22 protein-coding genes are annotated in these 17,676 nt (G+C 67.1%); 3 read left to right on the top strand and 19 right to left on the bottom strand.

Features of this window, described 5'->3' with window-relative positions:
- Nucleotides 1–42: 42 nt before the first annotated feature.
- The 3 genes from LGR54_RS19450 to mtgA form a co-directional block, all read right to left on the bottom strand.
- A complete protein-coding gene (locus LGR54_RS19450) occupies nt 43–1,701 on the bottom strand; it encodes an EAL domain-containing protein (protein ID WP_230363622.1) in 1,659 nt (552 codons plus the stop codon).
- Between the two features lie 289 nt (nt 1,702–1,990).
- Nucleotides 1,991–2,176, bottom strand: coding sequence for a 50S ribosomal protein L32 (gene rpmF / locus LGR54_RS19445; RefSeq protein WP_018387408.1), 186 nt, complete (start codon nt 2,174–2,176; stop codon nt 1,991–1,993).
- A 182-nt stretch (nt 2,177–2,358) separates the two neighbouring features.
- Complete coding sequence (gene mtgA / locus LGR54_RS19440) at nt 2,359–3,033, bottom strand: monofunctional biosynthetic peptidoglycan transglycosylase (RefSeq protein ID WP_230363621.1); 675 nt, start codon at nt 3,031–3,033, stop codon at nt 2,359–2,361.
- A gap of 239 nt (nt 3,034–3,272) precedes the next feature.
- Between mtgA and LGR54_RS19435 the strand changes: the two genes are divergently transcribed.
- Together LGR54_RS19435 and LGR54_RS19430 are read left to right on the top strand one after the other, a co-directional pair.
- On the top strand, nt 3,273–4,202 hold the full coding sequence (locus LGR54_RS19435; RefSeq protein ID WP_230363620.1) for a polyprenyl synthetase family protein: 930 nt from the start codon (nt 3,273–3,275) through the stop codon (nt 4,200–4,202).
- A 96-nt stretch (nt 4,203–4,298) separates the two neighbouring features.
- Nucleotides 4,299–4,568 (top strand): hypothetical protein, encoded by a 270-nt coding sequence (locus tag LGR54_RS19430; protein ID WP_230363619.1) that lies wholly within the window; start codon nt 4,299–4,301, stop codon nt 4,566–4,568.
- Between the two features lie 109 nt (nt 4,569–4,677).
- On the opposite strand, the gene leuB is transcribed toward LGR54_RS19430, so the two are convergent.
- The 11 genes from leuB to LGR54_RS19380 form a co-directional block, all read right to left on the bottom strand.
- Nucleotides 4,678–5,784, bottom strand: a complete 1,107-nt coding sequence (gene leuB, locus LGR54_RS19425; protein WP_230363618.1) for a 3-isopropylmalate dehydrogenase — start codon at nt 5,782–5,784, stop codon at nt 4,678–4,680.
- Between the two features lie 212 nt (nt 5,785–5,996).
- The gene (locus tag LGR54_RS19420; protein ID WP_230363617.1) at nt 5,997–7,568 is read right to left on the bottom strand and encodes a GMC family oxidoreductase; all 1,572 of its coding nucleotides are present in this window, start codon (nt 7,566–7,568) and stop codon (nt 5,997–5,999) included.
- Nucleotides 7,569–7,582: 14 nt separating this feature from the next.
- Nucleotides 7,583–8,143: a gluconate 2-dehydrogenase subunit 3 family protein gene (locus tag LGR54_RS19415; protein ID WP_230363616.1), complete on the bottom strand. Its 561-nt coding sequence runs from the start codon at nt 8,141–8,143 to the stop codon at nt 7,583–7,585.
- 133 nt (nt 8,144–8,276) lie between these two features.
- Nucleotides 8,277–8,672, bottom strand: coding sequence for a VOC family protein (locus LGR54_RS19410; RefSeq protein WP_230363615.1), 396 nt, complete (start codon nt 8,670–8,672; stop codon nt 8,277–8,279).
- A gap of 163 nt (nt 8,673–8,835) precedes the next feature.
- Nucleotides 8,836–9,165: a ribbon-helix-helix domain-containing protein gene (locus tag LGR54_RS19405; RefSeq protein ID WP_230363614.1), complete on the bottom strand. Its 330-nt coding sequence runs from the start codon at nt 9,163–9,165 to the stop codon at nt 8,836–8,838.
- 78 nt (nt 9,166–9,243) lie between these two features.
- Nucleotides 9,244–9,624: a RidA family protein gene (locus LGR54_RS19400; protein WP_230363613.1), complete on the bottom strand. Its 381-nt coding sequence runs from the start codon at nt 9,622–9,624 to the stop codon at nt 9,244–9,246.
- Between the two features lie 149 nt (nt 9,625–9,773).
- Nucleotides 9,774–10,379, bottom strand: coding sequence for a 3-isopropylmalate dehydratase small subunit (gene leuD / locus LGR54_RS19395; protein ID WP_214006995.1), 606 nt, complete (start codon nt 10,377–10,379; stop codon nt 9,774–9,776).
- Between the two features lie 58 nt (nt 10,380–10,437).
- Nucleotides 10,438–10,857 carry a metallopeptidase family protein gene (locus tag LGR54_RS19390; protein ID WP_230363672.1) on the bottom strand — a complete coding sequence of 140 codons (420 nt, stop codon included), beginning with the start codon at nt 10,855–10,857 and terminating at the stop codon, nt 10,438–10,440.
- Between the two features lie 16 nt (nt 10,858–10,873).
- Nucleotides 10,874–11,008, bottom strand: coding sequence for a hypothetical protein (locus tag LGR54_RS25805; RefSeq protein WP_255607729.1), 135 nt, complete (start codon nt 11,006–11,008; stop codon nt 10,874–10,876).
- Nucleotides 11,009–11,019: 11 nt separating this feature from the next.
- Nucleotides 11,020–12,435, bottom strand: coding sequence for a 3-isopropylmalate dehydratase large subunit (leuC, locus tag LGR54_RS19385; protein WP_230363612.1), 1,416 nt, complete (start codon nt 12,433–12,435; stop codon nt 11,020–11,022).
- 114 nt (nt 12,436–12,549) lie between these two features.
- Nucleotides 12,550–12,747 (bottom strand): hypothetical protein, encoded by a 198-nt coding sequence (locus LGR54_RS19380; protein WP_230363611.1) that lies wholly within the window; start codon nt 12,745–12,747, stop codon nt 12,550–12,552.
- A 214-nt stretch (nt 12,748–12,961) separates the two neighbouring features.
- Between LGR54_RS19380 and LGR54_RS19375 the strand changes: the two genes are divergently transcribed.
- A complete protein-coding gene (locus LGR54_RS19375; protein ID WP_230363610.1) occupies nt 12,962–13,231 on the top strand; it encodes a hypothetical protein in 270 nt (89 codons plus the stop codon).
- 317 nt (nt 13,232–13,548) lie between these two features.
- Here LGR54_RS19375 and rplS read toward each other — a convergent pair whose 3' ends face one another.
- From rplS to ffh, 5 genes are all read right to left on the bottom strand, one after another.
- Nucleotides 13,549–13,956 carry a 50S ribosomal protein L19 gene (gene rplS, locus LGR54_RS19370; protein ID WP_214006997.1) on the bottom strand — a complete coding sequence of 136 codons (408 nt, stop codon included), beginning with the start codon at nt 13,954–13,956 and terminating at the stop codon, nt 13,549–13,551.
- Nucleotides 13,957–14,085: 129 nt separating this feature from the next.
- Nucleotides 14,086–14,796 carry a tRNA (guanosine(37)-N1)-methyltransferase TrmD gene (gene trmD, locus LGR54_RS19365; RefSeq protein WP_230363609.1) on the bottom strand — a complete coding sequence of 237 codons (711 nt, stop codon included), beginning with the start codon at nt 14,794–14,796 and terminating at the stop codon, nt 14,086–14,088.
- A 6-nt stretch (nt 14,797–14,802) separates the two neighbouring features.
- The gene (gene rimM / locus LGR54_RS19360) at nt 14,803–15,357 is read right to left on the bottom strand and encodes a ribosome maturation factor RimM (protein ID WP_230363608.1); all 555 of its coding nucleotides are present in this window, start codon (nt 15,355–15,357) and stop codon (nt 14,803–14,805) included.
- A 170-nt stretch (nt 15,358–15,527) separates the two neighbouring features.
- The gene (rpsP, locus tag LGR54_RS19355) at nt 15,528–15,887 is read right to left on the bottom strand and encodes a 30S ribosomal protein S16 (protein WP_230363607.1); all 360 of its coding nucleotides are present in this window, start codon (nt 15,885–15,887) and stop codon (nt 15,528–15,530) included.
- A 66-nt stretch (nt 15,888–15,953) separates the two neighbouring features.
- A complete protein-coding gene (gene ffh / locus LGR54_RS19350; RefSeq protein WP_230363606.1) occupies nt 15,954–17,504 on the bottom strand; it encodes a signal recognition particle protein in 1,551 nt (516 codons plus the stop codon).
- Nucleotides 17,505–17,676: the final 172 nt, after the last annotated feature.

Genomic DNA, 17,676 nt, shown 5'->3' with positions numbered 1-17,676 from the left:
GAAATAGACCGGGCGCTGACCGAGCGCCCGGAAGCGGCGAGTTCAGCCGCGCAAGGGCTGCGGGGCGGCAAGGCCGATCAGTTCGCCCTGCAGATAGGTGCAGCCCCATTCGTCGAGCCGGCCGGCCGTCGGCTCGTCGAGAACCCATTCGGCGACCGTGCTCAGCCCGATATTGGCGGCGAGCTCAATCAGCGACCGCACGAAATGCCGATCGGGCTCCGATTGCATCAGCCCGCTGACGAAACTGCCGTCGATCTTCAATATGTCGACGCTGAGTTCGCGCAGGCTGCGGAACGAGGTGTAGCCGACACCGAAATCATCGATCGCCACCCGGCAGCCGAGCCCATGCAACCAGTCGATTCGACGTCGGACATGGTCGATGTCAACAAGCCGCGCGCTCTCGGTGATCTCGACGATCAGGCGCCGGCACAACCCGTCACCGGCATGGCTGTCCATCAGCGCGATCCAGGCGCCATCGTCGAGATTGCCCGGTGAGACGTTGACCGACAGCGTCAGTTGCGGATCGTCGGCCAGCGCCGCGAAGGCGAGTTGCAGCGTCCGGCGGTCGATCAGTCCGGTCAGCCCGAAACGCTCGGCGGCGGGAATCACCGCCGCGCCATCGAGCACATAGCCGTCACGCCCGCGCACCCGGACCAACGCCTCGTGAAAGGCGATGACGCGGTCGCGAGACAGCGCCACCGGTTGATAGGCGAGGCTCACCCGGCCTTCGTCGAGGGCCCGGACGATGTTGTCGGCGAACAGGAGATTGCCGCGGTGCTCCACCGCGCGGTCGAAAGCCGGCTGGAAAATGGCGAAGCTGCCCCGGCTGCCGTGACGCGCTTGATACAGCGCATCCTGGGCGCAGCGGAACACGTCGTCGGGTGTCGCCGCCTGCTGCGGCGCCGTCAGCGCCCCGGCGGTGACCGCCGCGGCGAGCGCCCCGCGCTCGGTGCGCGGCGGACGCGCATTCACCGCATCGACGATGGCACGGACACGATCGGCGAGGTCCTCGTCCCGGCGCAACCGCAGCAGCAGGCCGAAACTGCCGACTGAGAACCGGCCCATGGCCTCGTCTTCCGCCAACTCGGCCCGAAGACGGCGACGGAAGATCTCGATCACCTCGTCGACGACGGCGAATCCATAGATGTCGTTCAGGCGAGCCAGATCGTCGATACCGACCAGCACCACGCCGAATCCGTCGCCGCGCATGCCGGCGGTGTCGAGCCAGTCCTTCACCAGCATGGCCAGCGGCCGCCGGCCGGAGCCGGCATTGGGCAGCACATGGGCGGTTGCCGGCGCGGCCTGGAGCACACCTGCCGCTCCATCGAGCGCGATCAGGCCGAGGACCCGCCCTACCCGTCCCTCGGCATCGAAATGGCAGACCCCGCGATCGATCAGATGCAGGTCGCGGGGCCCCTCATGGCCCCCCACCCGAATGCTGTAGCGTATGTGGAACTGCTGGGATTCGCCGGCCAGCCCGGCGGAAAGGCAGGCCTCCACCGCTTCGGCGCGCCCACGCCCGCCACCGGGTAGGATGCGCGCCGCATAGGAACGGCCGCTGGCAAGCTCGCGCACGACATCGGCTCCCAGAAGAGCCGCGGCCGATGGGCTCCATTGCAGGCGGTCATCGGCGAGACACCATTCATAGGCCACGCTCGCGGCAGTCTCGAAGCGACGCATGATGTCATTCAGCGAGGCCATGTCGCTGAGATCCGGCACGGTTGCACCCGCCGCGTCAGACACCAACACCGCCGCTCCCATCATCCGCCGCTCGCCCCTCGACCCCGGCCCTCGCGCGCAAAAGCCCGTACTCCGCCCGCGCCCGACTCGGCGAGGCAGCGAATGGCTTTTGAAGGAGTGAACGATGCGCCAGCCTCCGGGGCGGCGCAAGCCGAGACAGCGGGAGCACGACAAAAAGCGCGGCCAATGACGGCCGCGCTTTTCGAATTCTCACATGATGGTCGGCAGGGCGGGAAACGCCGCCCGGCACTCAGGCCTCAGCCTTGACCTTCAGCACCTGCCGGCCCTTGTACATGCCAGTCTTGAGGTCGAGGTGGTGCGGACGGCGCAGCTCGCCGGAATCCTTGTCCTCGATATAGGTCGGCTTGGCGAGGGCATCGGCCGAGCGGCGCATGCCGCGACGCGACGGGCTGGTTTTCTTCTTCGGAACGGCCATTGTCTCAACTCCTGTGCCGGCGGTCCTGTCTTGGCTTGCCTCGGGGTCTCCGAGGGCGCCGGCGCCGGGTAGCTCGTATTTCGAGTGGCGGCTTATACAGACTCATGCGCGCGAGTGAAAGGGGGGCGGCCCCGAAACTGCAACTTGCAGGCCAAGCTTTTCAAGCCGTCGCCGAGACACCGCTACAATCCGAGGCATTGGGTGAGCTCAGCCCCCTCGCGCGGCAGCCGCGCCTGCAGCCGTGAGGCGAGGCGCGACAGGCCGGGGCCGGGCTTGGCCGCGTCGCGTCGATGCGGATTCGGCAGCATGACCGCCAGCAGCGCCGCCTGGCGCGAACTGAGCCGCGCCGCCGGAAGATTGAAGGCTCGCTGGGCCGCCGCCTCGGCACCGAACTCGCCGTTCGGTCCCCATTCGGCGATGTTGAGATAGATCTCGATCTGCCGCCGCTTGCTCATGATGACGTTGAGATAGAGCGCCAGCGACATCTCCAGCCCCTTACGGATGAAACTGCGCCCGTTCCACAGGAACAGGTTCTTGGCGAGCTGCATCGTGATCGTCGAGGCGCCCCGCGCCGGCTCGCCGTCCTCCGCCGTGTCCATCACATTCTGCAGTTCGACGAGGTCGATGCCGTTGTGCTGACAGAAGCGGGCATCCTCGGAGGCCAGCACGCTACGCACCAGCACCGGTGCGATCGCATCGAGAGGCACCCAGCTCCGTTCCACGCGCTCGCCGGTCACCCACCGGGCCAGCATCAGGGTGGAGGCGGGGTTCACCACCGTATAGACGAGACCCATCACCAATGGCGCCAGGACGACGACGAGCGCCGCCTTCCAGATCCACGATGCCAGTCCGCGCATCCCCGCTCCCTTTACCTGCCGCTCGAAACCTAGAACCCTTTGCGACGGGAGGAAACCTCTGAACGGCAGGAAAGTGCCTTAGATTCAATAGGCTGGAACACGCCCCCTCCCCTGATCGACATCACGGCACCAACGGCCGGCGGCACGTTTGCCCTGAGGCGGCGGCCCGCCGCGGCCCGTACCGCTTGACCGCGCCCTCCGGCTCGGGCACGCAACCCGACATCAGCCGGATGCGCCTCATGACCGAAATCGACCGCCCCGCCGAAACGCTTCCCGACGCCCTCTCCCGCTGCGCCGACGCGGTCGCCGCCGCGCTGGAGCAGGCGATCGCCCGCGCGCAGCCGGTCAGCGACCGACTCAGCCGGGCGATGCGCCACGCGGCCCTGGCCGGCGGCAAGCGGCTCCGACCTTTCCTCGTGGTCGAAAGTGCGGCTCTGTTCGGCGTGCCGATGGAGCGGGCCTTGCCGGCCGCGATCGCGCTTGAATGCGTCCACTGCTATTCGCTGGCACATGACGACCTGCCGGCCATGGACGACGACGATCTGCGCCGTGGTCAGCCGACCGTCCACCGCGCCTATGACGAGGCGACCGCCATCCTTGCTGGCGACGGCCTGCTCACCCTCGCCTTCGAGATCCTCGCCGAGCCGACTACCGATCCGGACCCGGCGGTGCGAATCGCCCTGGTGGCGTCGCTTGCTCGGGCCGCCGGTGGCGAGGGCATGGTCGGCGGCCAGATGCTGGACCTTGCCGCCGAAGGCCGCTTCGCCGATGCCGGCCGCCCGGCCCCCGACCTCGCCGGCGTCGCCCGGCTTCAGGAGCTGAAGACCGGCGCATTGCTACGCCATGCCTGCGAAGCCGGCGCCCTCATCGGCCGCGCCGCGCCTCCCGAGATGGCACAGCTGAACACCTATTCGCGGGTTATCGGCCGCGCCTTCCAGATCGCCGACGACCTGCTCGACGTCGAGGGCGACGCCGCCGCCGTCGGCAAGGCCGTCGGCAAGGACAGTGCCGCCGGCAAGGCCACCTTCGTCGAGCTGCTCGGCGTCGCGGGGGCGCGGGCCGAGCTCGACAGGCTGGTCGGAGAGGCTCACGCGGCGCTCGCTGGTTTCGGCACGCGAGCCACACTTCTCCAGGAAGCGGCACGTTTCATCGCCGAAAGGCGGAATTAATCCTTCCCCCATCTCGACGCGCGCCCAGCTTGTCTCCATCTTGAGGGTGACGTAAGCGTCGCCATGCGATGCTGGATGCGTCGCCCGGAGGTTCACATGCGTTTCGTCCCGCTCGCTCTCGCCCTGGCCGTGGCCGGCTCTGCCCTCGCGGTGCTGCCCGCCGCCGCGCAGGATTCGACCCGCCTCACCATTCGCAAGCTGCCGGAGCGCTCCTATCTCGACCCCGGCCCGAATGTGCGACCCGGCACCAGCCGCGACCTCAACTATGTCGGGCTGAACAATTTCCGCTTCCCGAGCTACGGCACCGACAGCACCATCACCGGCACCCGCTGGCCGCTGCCCGGCCCCTACGAACTGCCGCGCTGAACCGGACCGCCTCGCGGAGCGCGTGAGGCTTCCAGTCTTTCGGGTCGAAACATAAAAGCCCGGCCGTCATGTTCGACGGCCGGGCTTTTGTTTGTCGGCGGCGATTCGTTCAGCCGATGGCCAGCTCGGCGAGAACCGCGTCGCCCATGCCCTCGGTACCGACCACGGTCGCACCTTCCGACTTGATGTCGTTGGTACGGTAGCCCTTGGCCAGCACGCCAGCGATCGCCTTCTCGATGCGATCGGCGACATCGCCCTGGCCGAAGGAATAGCGCAGCGCCATGGCAAGCGAGCCGATCATGGCGATCGGATTGGCGAGGCCCTTGCCGGCGATGTCCGGCGCGGCGCCATGCACCGGCTCGTAGAGCGCGCGACGCTTGCCGGTCAGCTCCTCCACGGCGCCGAGCGAGGCGGAGGGCAGCATGCCGAGCGAGCCAGTGAGCATCGCCGCCACGTCGGAGAGGATGTCGCCGAACAGGTTATCGGTCACCAACACGTCGAACTGCTTGGGCGCGCGCACCAGCTGCATGGCGCAGCTGTCCGCCAGTTGGTGCTCCAGCGACACGTCGGCATAATCGGCGCCGTGTACCTCGCTGACCACCTGCTTCCACAGCACGCCGGTCTTCATCACATTGTGCTTCTCGGCAGAGACCACCCTGTTCCGGCGGGTGCGGGCCAGCTCGAAGGCGACGCGGGCGATGCGCTCGATCTCGTAGGATTCATAGACCTGGGTATCGACACCGCGCTTCTGGCCGTCGGCAAGGTCGGTGATGGTCTTGGGCTCGCCGAAATAGACGCCGCCGGTGAGCTCGCGCACGATCAGGATGTCGAGGCCCTCGACCAGCTCGCGCTTGAGGCTGGAGGCGTCGGCGAGCGCGGGATAGCACAGCGCCGGGCGCAGATTGGCGAACAGCTGCAGGTCCTTGCGCAGCCGCAGCAGGCCGGCTTCCGGACGCGCCTCATAGGGGACGTTGGCCCATTTCGGACCACCGACCGCGCCGAGCAGGATCGCGTCGGCGGCGAAGGCGCGCTTCATCGCCTCCTCGGAGATCGGCAGGCCGCACTGGTCATAGGCGGCGCCCCCGACGAGGTCCTCCTCGATGGCGAAAGAGGCGAGCCCCTGCTGCTCAAGGAAGGCGAGCACCCGCTTCACCTGCGCCATCACTTCGGTGCCGATGCCGTCGCCGGGGAGGAGGAGAAGCTTGTGGGTGGCCATGTGGGTCTCTCGCCTGCTGTGCTGGGGCTGAATTCTTGGGCGAGCGAGTGCTAATGGCTGGCGTCGCGGCTGGCAAGCGCGACGCAACGGCAGGCACTGGACGAGCCGGGTGATCCCGCTAACAAGTGTGGCCGGGACATGCCCGGCCACAAGTTTGGAGCGCCAGGGGTCCGCTGGCGCGGCGGTCCTCGCAAGGACCGCGGGGGAACCCGTCAGATCGAATTCTTCGACATCTCGCCGGCGATGAAGTCGGCCTGCCGGATCGCCAGCGCCACGATGGTCAGCGTCGGGTTCTCCGCGCCGCCGGTGGTGAATTGGCTGCCATCCGAAACGAAGAGATTCGGGACGTCATGCGTTTGGCCGTGCTTGTTGACGACGCCATCGCGCGGCTTCTCGCTCATCCGGTTGGTGCCGAGATTATGCGTCGAGGGATAGGGCGGTGTCGGCATCGTCCGCACCGCGCCGACCGACTCGTACATCGCCGAACCCTGCTTGTAGGCGTGGTTGCGCATGGCGATGTCGTTGGGGTGGTCGTCGAAATGCACGTCGGCCACCGGAAGGCCGTTCTTATCCTTCACGTCGGTGTTGAGCGTGACGCGGTTGGTCTCCTGCGGCATGTCCTCGCCGACGATCCACAACCCGGCCATGTTGACGTAGCCGTCCATCGCCGAGGAGAAGGAGCGGCCCCAGCCGCCAGGATCGAGGAAGGCGGCCATGAAGGGCAAGCCGAGCGACAGCGTCTCCATCTCGTAGCCGCCGACAAAGCCGCGCTTGGTATTGAGCGGCGCCTCATCGCGCACGATGCCGGCCATGGTGGTGCCGCGATACATGTGCACCGGCTTCTCGAAGATGCCGTACACCGAGCCGGTCATGTGACGCATGTAGTTGCGCCCCACCTGGCCGGAGGAGTTGGCGAGCCCGTCCGGAAACATGTTGCTGGCCGAGTTCAGCAGTAGGCGCGGGCTCTCGATGGAGTTGCCGGCCACCGCGACGATGCGGGCCTTCTGGCGCTGGGTCTTGCCGTCCTTGTCGACATAGACGACGCCGGTCGCCTTGCCGGTGGCGTCGTGCTCGATCTTCAGCACCATCGATTCCGGCCGTACCTCAAGATTGCCGGTGTCCTCGCCGCGCGGGATCTCGGCGATCAGCGTCGACCATTTGGCGCCCGACTTGCAGCCCTGGAAGCAGAAGCCGATCTGCTGGCAGGAGCCGCGATCATGGCGCGGCTGGCTGTTGATCGCCATGCGCCCGGTCGACACCTCGGTGTAGCCGATCTTCTTCGCCCCAGCCTCGAACACCTTGAAATTGTTGTTGCCGGGGAGGCCGGGAATGCCGTTGGTGCGCGTCACCCCCATCTTGTCCTCGGCCTTGGCGTAGTAGGGCTCGAGCTCGGCCAGCGTGATCGGCCAGTCGAGCAGGTTCGCCCCGTCGAGATCGCCATAGGTTGAGCGGGTCCTGAACTCGTGCTCCTGGAAGCGCAGCGAGGCGCCGGCCCAATGCACCGTCGAGCCGCCGACCGACTTGACGATCCAGGCCGGCAGATTGGGGAAGTTCTTGTGCACGCGCCACGAGCCGGAAGTGGTGCGCATGTCGGTCCAGGCGAGCTGGGCGAAGCTCTCCCACTCGTTATTGATGAAATCCTCCATATTGTGCCGCTTGCCGGCCTCGAGGATCACCACCTTGACGCCCTTGAGGGCGAGCTCGGTACCGAGCGTGCCGCCGCCGGCGCCGGAGCCGACGATGACGACCACGGAATCGTCGTTCAGATCGAAGGGTGCGGTCATGTTCGTTCCCTCCCTCACAACCAGCTGATGTCGCTGAAGCCGCGATCGATGTAGCCGCCCTTGTCGGCCGAGGAGCCCTCATAGCCGAACACCGGCCAGACCTCCTCCTGGTTGTAGAGGCCGACCACCAGGCCGCCCTGCACCTTCTGGAAGAAGGCGCTCTCCTCGATCTCGCGCAGGATGGCGACGCGCTGGTCCTCCCAGCCGAGATCGGCATAGGCGACGCCGTGCCGCGCCTTGGCGAGAGTATCGAGGGTGATCACCCCCTCCTCCACCAGCGCCTTCAGCGCCGGATCGGTGGCGGCACCGGTCTCGTAGGGCTTCATGGCGACGGCGTAGAAGCGGTCGGCCAGCTTGTCATGCGGATAGACGTCGCGCGCCATCACGATCAGCGTTCGCATGGTCTCGGGCTTCAGCGTGGTGACCTCGAGCCCCCATGCCTCGCGCGGATTGATCACCGCGAGGCCGGAGATCATCAGCGCGCCGGTGGCGCCCATCATGCCCAGAATGCTTCGGCGCGAGGGGCCGTTCGAGGGGCTCCGCGAAGGGCTCCGCCTGTCGATCAATGTCGTCATCCTTTCCTCCTGGTTGTTCGTTTTCTTGTTGTCGGCAGATATCGCCGGGACTTTCGAAGACGTTGGCGCGTCTTTCGGGCCGGGTGTGGATGAGGCTGCATCGACCGGACGCGAAGCCCGGCCGACGGGGGCGTCAGCGGTAGCGACCGTGCTTCTGGAGAACCTCGATCTTGTAGCCGTCGGGATCGGTGACGAAGAAGAACTTCGCCAGCAGCGCGCCGTCGCGGAAGAATTCCTTCACCGGGTTGGGCTTGAGGCCGAGGCCCTCGAAGCGCGCATGCTCGGCGTCGAGATCATCCACGGCGAAGGCGATGTGGCCGTAGCCGTCACCCAGCGCATAGGGCTCGGTGCGGTCATGATTGATGGTGAGCTCGACCTCGAAATCGGCCTCGGCATTGCGCAGATAGACAAGGGTGAAACCGTCGAAGCCGAAGCGATCGGCGACGCCGAGGCCGAAGGCCTTGGCGTAGAAATCGACGGAGCGCGCCTCGTCGAGCACGCGGATCATGGAATGAATGGCCTTGGCCACCTGAAGACACCTCCGAAACGGCGATCATCGCCTGATGGGAGGATGCTAGGCTTCGGTCGGGGACAGTGGTGGTAGACCACTAACACATCGCCACGACGTGTTTTACAGGCGAGGCTCTTGCCCTCGCGCGGCGACAAACACCGCCGCGCCCGTCGCGGCTGGGCTATTCGGCGGCTTCCAGATGCAGGGCGCTCGGGCAGGCATAGCGCGAGCGGGCGGACTTGGGCGCGCCGCGCACCTCGTCGAGATAGATCAGGCAGGAGCAACGCAGCAGCGAGGCGAAATTGCGCACCTCGCCATGCAGTTCCAGCACCTCGTCATGCAGCTTGGTGACGAATTTGCCCAGGCTAATGCCCTGATGCGCCGCCACCTGCTCCAGAATCGCCCAGAACGCCGCCTCCAGCCGAATCGAGGTGGAATGGCCGCCGATCCGCATCGAGCGGGTCTGGAACTCATAGGTTTCGGGGTCTTGGCCGGCAAAAATCTGGCACATGGAGCGTCTCCCGGAACACGTTCTGATTTTGAACGATTCCACTCCGGGAGCGCCCGGCTGTAAAGGCGAAAATACCCCTCAGATCGAGCGGCGCGCCGTTACCTCGATCTCGATCTTCATTTCCGGCTTCAGCAGCCCGGCGACGATCAGCGTCGCCGCCGGCCGCACGGTGCCGAAATACTGGCCGAAAATCGGGAAGACGATGTCGGCATATTCCGGCCGGGTGATGATGTAGCGCACCCGCACCACATCGGAGAGCGCGGCATCGGCTTCCTTCAGCGTCGCGGCGATGTTGCGGAAGCAGCCATGCGCCTGCTCCTCCACGCTCTCCGGCAGCGTCATGGTGGCGTAGTCGTAGCCGGTGGTGCCGGAGACGAAGATGTCGTTCCCGTCGACCACCGCCCGCGAATAGCCGGCCTCGGTCTCGAAGGGGGAACCGGTGGAGATCAGGCGGCGCATGGCGGAGCTCCGAGAAGCGGCGCGGCCGGACCGGCCACGCCTTCCTTCTTACCGCCCGCGCGGCCGCAGCTGAACCGGGCGGGCGGCAAAAAGCCGTGGATGCCCGGCGAAGACCGGGCGATCGCGCCAGAGCGCCGCTAGCGCCGACCTCACGCCCAGGGGCGGTCGGCGGCGAGCTTCGCCTCGTAGTCGTGGATCTTGTCCGCCTTCACCTGGGTGAGGCCGATATCGTCGAGGCCGTTCAGCAGGCAATGCTTGCGGAACGGATCGACCTCGAAGGTGATCGAGCCGCCGTCCGGCCCGGTGATGGTCTGGCTCTCCAGATCCACCGTGACGATGGCATTGGCGCCGCGCGAGGCGTCGTCGAACAGGGCGTCGAGCTGCTCGGGCGTCACCTTGATCGGCAGGATGCCGTTCTTGAAGCAGTTATTGTAGAAGATGTCGGCGAAGCTGGTGGAGATCACGCAGCGTATGCCGTGGTCGAGCAGCGCCCAGGGCGCGTGCTCGCGCGAGGAGCCGCAGCCGAAATTATCGCCCGCCACCAGGATCGAGGCCTTCTTGTAGGCCGGCTTGTTGAGCACGAAATCCGGGTTGTCCGAACCGTCCTCCAGATAGCGCAGCTCGGAGAACAGCCCCTTGCCGAGGCCCGTGCGCTTGATCGTCTTCAGGTACTGCTTGGGGATGATCATGTCGGTGTCGACATTGACCAGCGGCAGCGGCGCCGCGACCCCGGTCAGGGTGGTGAACTTGTCCATGCTCGTCTCCTGCGCGCCGGTGCGGCGGCGCCGTGATGGTGCGTGAGGGCCGCCGCCCTCAACCTGCCTCGTCCTCAAGCCGCTCCATGTCGTCGTCGGAGAGGCCGAAATGGTGGCCGATCTCGTGGATCAGCACATGGGTCACGATCTTACCCAGCGTCTCGTCGTGCTCGGCCCAATAGTCGAGGATGGGTCGGCGGTAGAGCCAGATCATGTTGGGCATGGCGAAAGGCGCGCTCTCGTAATGCTGCGCCAGCCCCACGCCCTGGAACAGACCGAGGAGATCGAACGGCGTCTCCGCCTCCATCTCCTCGAGGACCTCGTCGGTGGGGAAATCCGTCACCTGGATGACGAGATTGCCGCACAGGTCACGGAAGCGCTTGGGCAGCCGCGCATAGGCGGCCTCCGCCATCACTTCCAGCATGGCCAGCGTCGGCGCCTTCACCGGCCGCCAGGCCATCGGGTCTTCTGCCAGCATGTTCACGGATCGGGCCTCAGCGCAGATAGGTCACGATGAGATACGCCGCGAGCCCGAGCCCGCAGGCGATGGCGAGGCCCCGCCCGATGCGCCGGCCCCAGATTTCGACGGCGTCGTCCTCCGGGGGATCGGCATAGGGGTGCGGAGCCATCGCCGCCGTCCTCAGCCCGCGTAGCGCCAGTTGCGCACGTCGACGAAGCGGCCGGCGATCGCCGCCGCCGCCGCCATCGCCGGCGAAACGAGGTGGGTGCGGCCCTTGAAGCCCTGCCGGCCCTCGAAATTGCGGTTCGAGGTGGAGGCGCAGCGCTCCTCCGGGCCGAGCTTGTCGGCGTTCATCGCGAGGCACATCGAGCAGCCCGGCTCGCGCCAGTCGAAGCCCGCCGCCTTGAAGATCGCGTCGAGCCCCTCAGCCTCGGCCTGCTCCTTCACCAGGCCGGAACCCGGCACGATCATGCCGGCCACGCCCTCGCGCACCGTGTAGCCGGTGACGATCTTGGCGGCGGCGCGCAGGTCCTCGATACGGGCATTGGTGCAGGAGCCGATGAACACCTTGTCGATGGCGATGTCGGTGATCTTCGTGCCGGCGGACAGGCCCATATAGTGGAGCGCCCGCTTCTTCGCCTCGCGCTTGCCCTCGTCCACGATGAGCTCGGGATCGGGCACCAGGCCTTCCACCGAGATCACGTCCTCCGGGCTGGTGCCCCAGGAGACGATCGGCGGCAGCGCCGCGCCGTCGAGCCGCACTTCCTTGTCGAAGAAGGCGCCTTCGTCGGTACGCAGCGTGTCCCAGTAGCGGCGGGCGGCATCCCAGGCGGCGCCCTTGGGCGCGCGCGGACGGCCGTTCACATAGGCATAGGTGGTCTCGTCGGGGGCCACCATGCCGGCGCGGGCACCGCCCTCGATCGACATGTTGCAGACCGTCATCCGGCCTTCCATCGTCAGGTTGCGGAACACCTCGCCGGCATATTCGATGACGAAGCCGGTGCCGCCGGCGGTGCCGGTGGTGCCGATGATGGCGAGCGTCACATCCTTCGCCGTCACGCCGTCGGGCAGCTTGCCGTCGACGGTGACGCGCATGTTCTTGCTCTTCTTCTGGATCAGCGTCTGGGTGGCGAGCACGTGCTCTACCTCCGAGGTGCCGATGCCATGCGCCAGAGCACCGAAGGCGCCATGCGTCGAGGTGTGGCTGTCGCCGCACACGATGGTGGTACCCGGCAGGGTGAAGCCCTGCTCCGGCCCGATCACGTGGACGATGCCCTGCCGCTTGTCGAGCTCGTTGAAGTACTCGATGCCGAAGTCGCGGGTGTTCTCGGCCAGCGTCTCGACCTGCATCCGGCTCTCAGGATCCTCGATGCCGAAGCGCCGGTCGCTGGTCTGCACGTTGTGATCGACCACGGCGAGGGTCTTCTCCGGCGCATGCACCTTGCGGCCAGCGACGCGCAACCCCTCGAAGGCCTGCGGCGAGGTGACCTCATGCACCAGATGGCGGTCGATATAGAGGAGGCAGGTGCCGTCCTCCTGGCGGTCGACGATGTGGTCTTCGAAAATCTTGTCGTACAGGGTGCGGGGAGCGGACATGCTCATCCTCGGCTGCTGGATGCAATTGTAACGGAAGGGTCGAATATCGGCCTGAGGCAGACCAGCGCACGGCCGGGAACGCGAGACGCCGAGTGGCGAGGTTCCGGGCGGCGCTCAGCTAAGGCCAGCGACCGCGCAGGCGGTGAAGCGGCCGAAGAACCGTGCGGGAAGGCGCACATGATCCGGCACCGCGGCAAAACCGATAGTGGTCGGCAGGCGGCGGCGGGCTTCCGGGCGCGCGACATCGCAACCATCCGCGACGGCTCGCGCCATCCGACGTGCGACAATTCCGCTCGTGCCCGACTTCATCATGGAACTGTTCTAGCAACTTTCCGCCGGCTGAACAATGCACCTGCAACGGGTTGTGAGTGCACCGCCGTCAGCAGCCTGCTGATAGTATACAGTATTACAGCAAGCACCCAGCTGAAAGCGGTTGAAATAACCTAACGTCAAATCAATATGACCCTGAACGTCGTGCTCCACCCTTCCCCCGCATGGGGAAGCAACGGCGTGAAGAGGGAACGCCATGGACCTCGCCGCTCTGCGCCCGAGCGATTTCGCCTTGATCGTCGCCTTCGGCGTCATGGCGGTGGCGCTGGAGAGCCGCACCCGCGTTGACCTCGGCGCCATCCGTCCGACCGAGAAGATGGAGAAGGTGGAAACGGCGCTGATCACCTGCCCGATGAAGCGTCAGCCGGACTTCGCCACGGTGATGCAGGCCGCCGTCCTCGGGGACGGCGCGCTGATCGTCGAGCAGCAGACCCGCACCAAGGTGCGCCACATTAAGGATTGCTGACCGGACCGCCGCTGGCACCCGAAGGCTGCGGGGCCGCCGCGCGTCCCGCCTCTCCCCGTGACATCCGCGTGCCCGCCCCCGAGCGACGACAGGCCGCACGTCCGGCCGATGATCGCCAGCCCTCTCACGCCCGCCAGCCGCCGGATCGACGCTAGGCTGATCAGCACCGAGCGGAGCGAAGTTGGCAGGTCGAGGCCAGCAGTGGCCCGCGCCTCCACAGGCGGGGTATCCGAACGACCGCCTCCCCGCCGCGCGTAACAAAAAAGCCGGGGCAAGCCCCGGCTTTTCCGTCTGTTCCGTTTAGCGAAGGATGCGGGTCACTCAGCGGCGACCGGCGCGCCCTTCTTGCCCTTGCCGGCGTTCTTGTCCTGGCGCTCGGCGATACGGGCCGACTTGCCGCGACGGTCGCGCAGGTAATAGAGCTTCGCGCGACGCACCTTGCCGCGGCGGACAACCTTCAGGCTGTCGATGTTCGGCGAATACAGCGGGAACACGCGCTCCACGCCCTCGCCATAGGAAATCTTGCGGACGGTGAAGCTCTCGTTGATGCCGCCGCCGGAACGGGCGATCACAACGCCTTCATAGGCCTGAACGCGCGAGCGCTCGCCTTCCTTCACCTTCACATTGACGATGACGGTATCGCCGGGCTGGAAATCCGGGATTTCCTTGGCGGCGGAAAGCTTCTCGACCTGCTCGGCGTCGAGCTGCCCAATAATGTCGACCATGATATCACCTCTTACGGACCAAGCCGGCCACCGGCCGTCCGCTTCTTGCTGTTTTCAGTTGGAACAGTGATGGCGCGCCCTATACGCCATGTTGGCCGGCTTGTCATGCATTATTCGCAGAACGGCGGATTAGCCTCTTCCGCCGTCGCGCCGCCCGCTTTGCGCCGCCCATAGGTCCGGCCGGCGCTCGCGCGTCGCCGCCTCGGCCTGCTCGCGCCGCCACTTCGCGACCTTGCCGTGATCGCCGCTCGACAGGATGGCCGGGATCTCCAGCCCCTCGAAGCTCTGCGGCCGCGTATATTGCGGATATTCCAGCAGGCCGGCGGAAAAGCTCTCCTCGGTGCCCGACTCCGGATGCCCCATCACGCCGGGCAGCAGCCGCACGCAGGCGTCGAGCAGCACCAGCGCGCCGATCTCGCCGCCAGAGAGCACCACGTCGCCGACGCTGACCTCCTCCAGGCCGCGCGCCGCCACCAGCCGGTCGTCCACGCCCTCGAAGCGGCCGCAGACGATCACGACCCCCTCCCCCGCCGCCAGCTCGCGTACCCGCGCCTGGGTCAGCGGCTTGCCGCGCGGCGTCATGAGGAGGCGCGGCCGGGTGTCACCCTCGGGAGCCGCGGCATCCACCGCCCGCGCCAGCACGTCGACGCGCATCACCATGCCCGGCCCGCCGCCGGCCGGCGTGTCATCGACCGAGCGATGGCGGTCGGTCGCCTGGTCGCGCGGATCGACCGTGTCGAGCGCCCAGCCGCCCTGCCCCAGCGCCCGCCCCGCGAGCGACAGGCCGAGCGGCCCGGGAAACATGTCGGGAAAGATGGTGATGACCGAGGCGCGCCACATGGCGGACTACCCCTCGTCGGCGTCGTCGGGCTTGCGGGTCGCCACGGCCCATTCGCCCGGCTCGACCACCACGCGGCCGCCGGCGATGTCGACCACCGGCACCGTCGCCTTGGTGAAGGGCAGCATCACCGTGCCGCCGGGCTTGCCGTCGTCCTGCGGACGGGCGATCTCGAGAATGTCGCCAGCGCCGAAATCGTGCACCGCCACCACCTTGCCGAAGCTCTCGCCTTCCGCCGTCATGGCGTTAAGGCCGATCAGGTCGGCGTGGTAAAAATCGTCGTCCTCATCCGGCGGCGGCAGATTTTCCCGCGCGACGAACAGGCCCTGATTGGTGAGCGCCTCGGCCGCCTCGCGGCTGTCGACGCCCTTCAGGCGGGCGACGAAATGCTCCTTGGCCGCGCGCATGGCAACGATCTCGAAGCAGCGCTTGCCGGCCTCGTCGGTAAGCGCGCCATAGTCGAACAGCGATTCGGGGTCCTGCGCGAAGACGAACAGGCGCACCTCGCCGCGCACGCCATGTGGCGCGCCGATGCGGGCAAGGAGAACGCGATCGGTCGACATGGGCGATCCCCGGTTGGTCGGCGGCAGATAAGAAACCGGCCACGCCCGTAGCGTGCCCGGCACGGCGGCCGCCGCGCGAGCGCGAACCACCATAAAACTGAATCTCGACCACTCCCTTGGTAAGGGAGCGGTCGAGATTCACCAAAAGCCGGGAGCCGGAAAGGCTCGGCTCACTCGGCCGAAGCGGCAGCGGCCTCGGCGGCCTTGGCGGCAGCGGCGGCGCGCTCCTGGGCCTTCTTGCCGGGCACGGCCTTCTCGGGGTTGTTGCGGGCTTCGCGCTTCACCAGATCCAGCGAATCGAGGAAGCGGGCGACGCGGTCGGTCGGCTGCGCGCCCTTGGCGAGCCAGGCCTTGGCCTTCTCGGTGTCGAGCACGAAGCGGTCGGCGGCGTCCTTCGGCTTCAGCGGATCGAAGGTGCCGATCTTCTCGATGAAGCGGCCATCGCGCGGGGAGCGCGAATCGGCGACGACGATGCGGTAGTAGGGACGCTTCTTGGCGCCACCGCGGGCGAGACGGATCTTCAGGGACATTGGTCTTTCCTTTCAGTCTTCAATTCAGTCTTCAATTTCCGAACCGGCGGCGTGCCGGCGTCGATCTCACTTCTTCTTCGGCGGGAAGCCCGGCAGGCCCGGAAGCCCGCCCGGCTTGTTGCCGAGGCCCGGCATCCCGCCTGGAAGACCGGGAAGGTTGCCGGGGAATTTCGCAGGAAGCCCGCCTCCGCCCAGACCTCCGAGCCCGCCGGGCATCTTCTCGGCGAGCTTGGCGAGGTCTTCGGGCTTCGGCATGCCGCCACCGAGACCGAACATGTTGGCGAGGCCGGCCATCGGTCCGCCGCGCTTGCCGCCGGCCGAGGCACCCATCGCCTTCATCATGTCCGCCATCTGGCGGTGCATCTTCATCAGCTTGTTGACGTCCTCGACCTTGGTGCCGGAACCGGCGGCGATACGCTTGCGGCGCGAGGCGTCGAGCACCTTGGGATTGCGCCGTTCCTTGCGGGTCATCGAATCGATGATCGCCTTCTGGCGGCGGATCACCTTGTCGTCGAGATTGGCGCTGGCCATCTGGTTCTTCAGCTTGCCGATGCCGGGCAGCATGCCCATCAGCCCGCCGAGGCCGCCGAGCTTTTCCATCTGCTCGAGCTGCATGCGCAGGTCTTCCAGATCGAAATTGCCCTTGCGCATCCGCTCGGCGGCGGCCATCGCTTTTTCGGCGTCGATGTTCTCGACCGCCTTCTCGACCAGCGAGACGACGTCGCCCATGCCGAGGATGCGGCCGGCAATGCGGCGGGGATCGAAATCCTCCAGCGCATCCATCTTCTCGCCGGTGCCGACCAGCTTGATCGGCTTGCCGGTGACGGCGCGCATGGAGAGCGCGGCGCCGCCGCGCCCGTCGCCATCGGCGCGGGTCAGCACGATACCGGTCAGCCCGACGCGGGCATCGAAGGCCTTGGCGGTGTTCACCGCGTCCTGGCCGGTGAGGCTATCGGCGACCAGCAGCACTTCGTGCGGGTTGGTCGCGGCCTTCACCTCGGCCACTTCCGCCATCAGCGCCTCGTCGAGGGTGACGCGGCCGGCGGTGTCGAGCATGACGACGTCGAAGCCGCCGAGCCGGGCGGCCTCCATGGCGCGACGGGCGATCTGCACCGCCGACTGGCCGACGACGATCGGCAGCGTGTCGACGCTGACCTGCTTGCCGAGCGTGGCCAGTTGCTCCATCGCCGCCGGGCGGCGGGTATCGAGCGAGGCCATCAGCACCTTGCGGCCGGCACGGTCCTTCAGGCGCTTGGCGATCTTGGCGGTGGAGGTGGTCTTGCCCGAGCCCTGCAGGCCGACCATCAGCACCGGCACCGGCGGGGCGGCCTCGAGGTCGATCGGCTTGGCGTCGGAGCCGAGCATGGCGATGAGCTCGTCATGGACGATCTTCACCACCATCTGGCCGGGGGTGACCGACTTCACCACCTCGGAGCCGACCGCGCGCGTACGCACCTTGTCCGTGAACGAGCGCACCACGTCGAGCGCCACGTCGGCCTCGATCAGCGCCCGGCGCACCTCGCGCATGGCTTCGCCGACGTCGGCCTCGGTGAGGGCGCCGCGCTTCTTAAGCCGGTCGAGTATGCCGCCAAGGCGGTCGCTCAGTGAATCGAACATGCGTTCGGGCTCCATTTTCACGCCGGAGACCACGCAAAGCCGAACGCGCCCGAGGGCGCATCGCGCTGTCGGGCGTGGACCTCCGGCCTCTGGGACCGGGCGGTGGAACGGCTCGCGGATCTTGCGAGAATGTCGGGGTACTAACCGCCGAGTGCGGCAAAGTCAAGGAAAG

Origin of the sequence: Ancylobacter sp. Lp-2, assembly GCF_020523795.1 — a bacterium.
Lineage (GTDB): Bacteria > Pseudomonadota > Alphaproteobacteria > Rhizobiales > Xanthobacteraceae > Ancylobacter.
Note: the sequence above shows the minus strand (reverse complement) of the source record. Positions and strands in the feature narration are given on the sequence as shown.

Excerpts from the sequence above, each read along its gene's own strand:
- mtgA (WP_230363621.1), bottom strand. The coding sequence starts at position 3,033 with ATGCGCGGACTGGCATCGTGGATCTGGAAGGCGGCGCTCGTCGTCGTC.
- LGR54_RS19435 (WP_230363620.1), top strand. The coding sequence starts at position 3,273 with ATGACCGAAATCGACCGCCCCGCCGAAACGCTTCCCGACGCCCTCTCC.
- ffh (WP_230363606.1), bottom strand. The coding sequence starts at position 17,504 with ATGTTCGATTCACTGAGCGACCGCCTTGGCGGCATACTCGACCGGCTT.
- LGR54_RS19400 (WP_230363613.1), bottom strand. The coding sequence starts at position 9,624 with ATGCGCCGCCTGATCTCCACCGGTTCCCCCTTCGAGACCGAGGCCGGC.
- LGR54_RS19390 (WP_230363672.1), bottom strand. The coding sequence starts at position 10,857 with ATGCTGGCAGAAGACCCGATGGCCTGGCGGCCGGTGAAGGCGCCGACG.
- leuD (WP_214006995.1), bottom strand. The coding sequence starts at position 10,379 with ATGGACAAGTTCACCACCCTGACCGGGGTCGCGGCGCCGCTGCCGCTG.
- LGR54_RS25805 (WP_255607729.1), bottom strand. The coding sequence starts at position 11,008 with ATGGCTCCGCACCCCTATGCCGATCCCCCGGAGGACGACGCCGTCGAA.
- leuB (WP_230363618.1), bottom strand. The coding sequence starts at position 5,784 with ATGGCCACCCACAAGCTTCTCCTCCTCCCCGGCGACGGCATCGGCACC.
- rimM (WP_230363608.1), bottom strand. The coding sequence starts at position 15,357 with ATGTCGACCGATCGCGTTCTCCTTGCCCGCATCGGCGCGCCACATGGC.
- LGR54_RS19415 (WP_230363616.1), bottom strand. The coding sequence starts at position 8,143 with ATGACGACATTGATCGACAGGCGGAGCCCTTCGCGGAGCCCCTCGAAC.
- LGR54_RS19375 (WP_230363610.1), top strand. The coding sequence starts at position 12,962 with ATGGACCTCGCCGCTCTGCGCCCGAGCGATTTCGCCTTGATCGTCGCC.
- LGR54_RS19420 (WP_230363617.1), bottom strand. The coding sequence starts at position 7,568 with ATGACCGCACCCTTCGATCTGAACGACGATTCCGTGGTCGTCATCGTC.
- rpsP (WP_230363607.1), bottom strand. The coding sequence starts at position 15,887 with ATGTCCCTGAAGATCCGTCTCGCCCGCGGTGGCGCCAAGAAGCGTCCC.
- LGR54_RS19380 (WP_230363611.1), bottom strand. The coding sequence starts at position 12,747 with ATGATGAAGTCGGGCACGAGCGGAATTGTCGCACGTCGGATGGCGCGA.
- trmD (WP_230363609.1), bottom strand. The coding sequence starts at position 14,796 with ATGTGGCGCGCCTCGGTCATCACCATCTTTCCCGACATGTTTCCCGGG.
- leuC (WP_230363612.1), bottom strand. The coding sequence starts at position 12,435 with ATGTCCGCTCCCCGCACCCTGTACGACAAGATTTTCGAAGACCACATC.
- LGR54_RS19450 (WP_230363622.1), bottom strand. The coding sequence starts at position 1,701 with ATGGCCTCGCTGAATGACATCATGCGTCGCTTCGAGACTGCCGCGAGC.
- rplS (WP_214006997.1), bottom strand. The coding sequence starts at position 13,956 with ATGGTCGACATTATTGGGCAGCTCGACGCCGAGCAGGTCGAGAAGCTT.
- rpmF (WP_018387408.1), bottom strand. The coding sequence starts at position 2,176 with ATGGCCGTTCCGAAGAAGAAAACCAGCCCGTCGCGTCGCGGCATGCGC.
- LGR54_RS19430 (WP_230363619.1), top strand. The coding sequence starts at position 4,299 with ATGCGTTTCGTCCCGCTCGCTCTCGCCCTGGCCGTGGCCGGCTCTGCC.
- LGR54_RS19405 (WP_230363614.1), bottom strand. The coding sequence starts at position 9,165 with ATGTGCCAGATTTTTGCCGGCCAAGACCCCGAAACCTATGAGTTCCAG.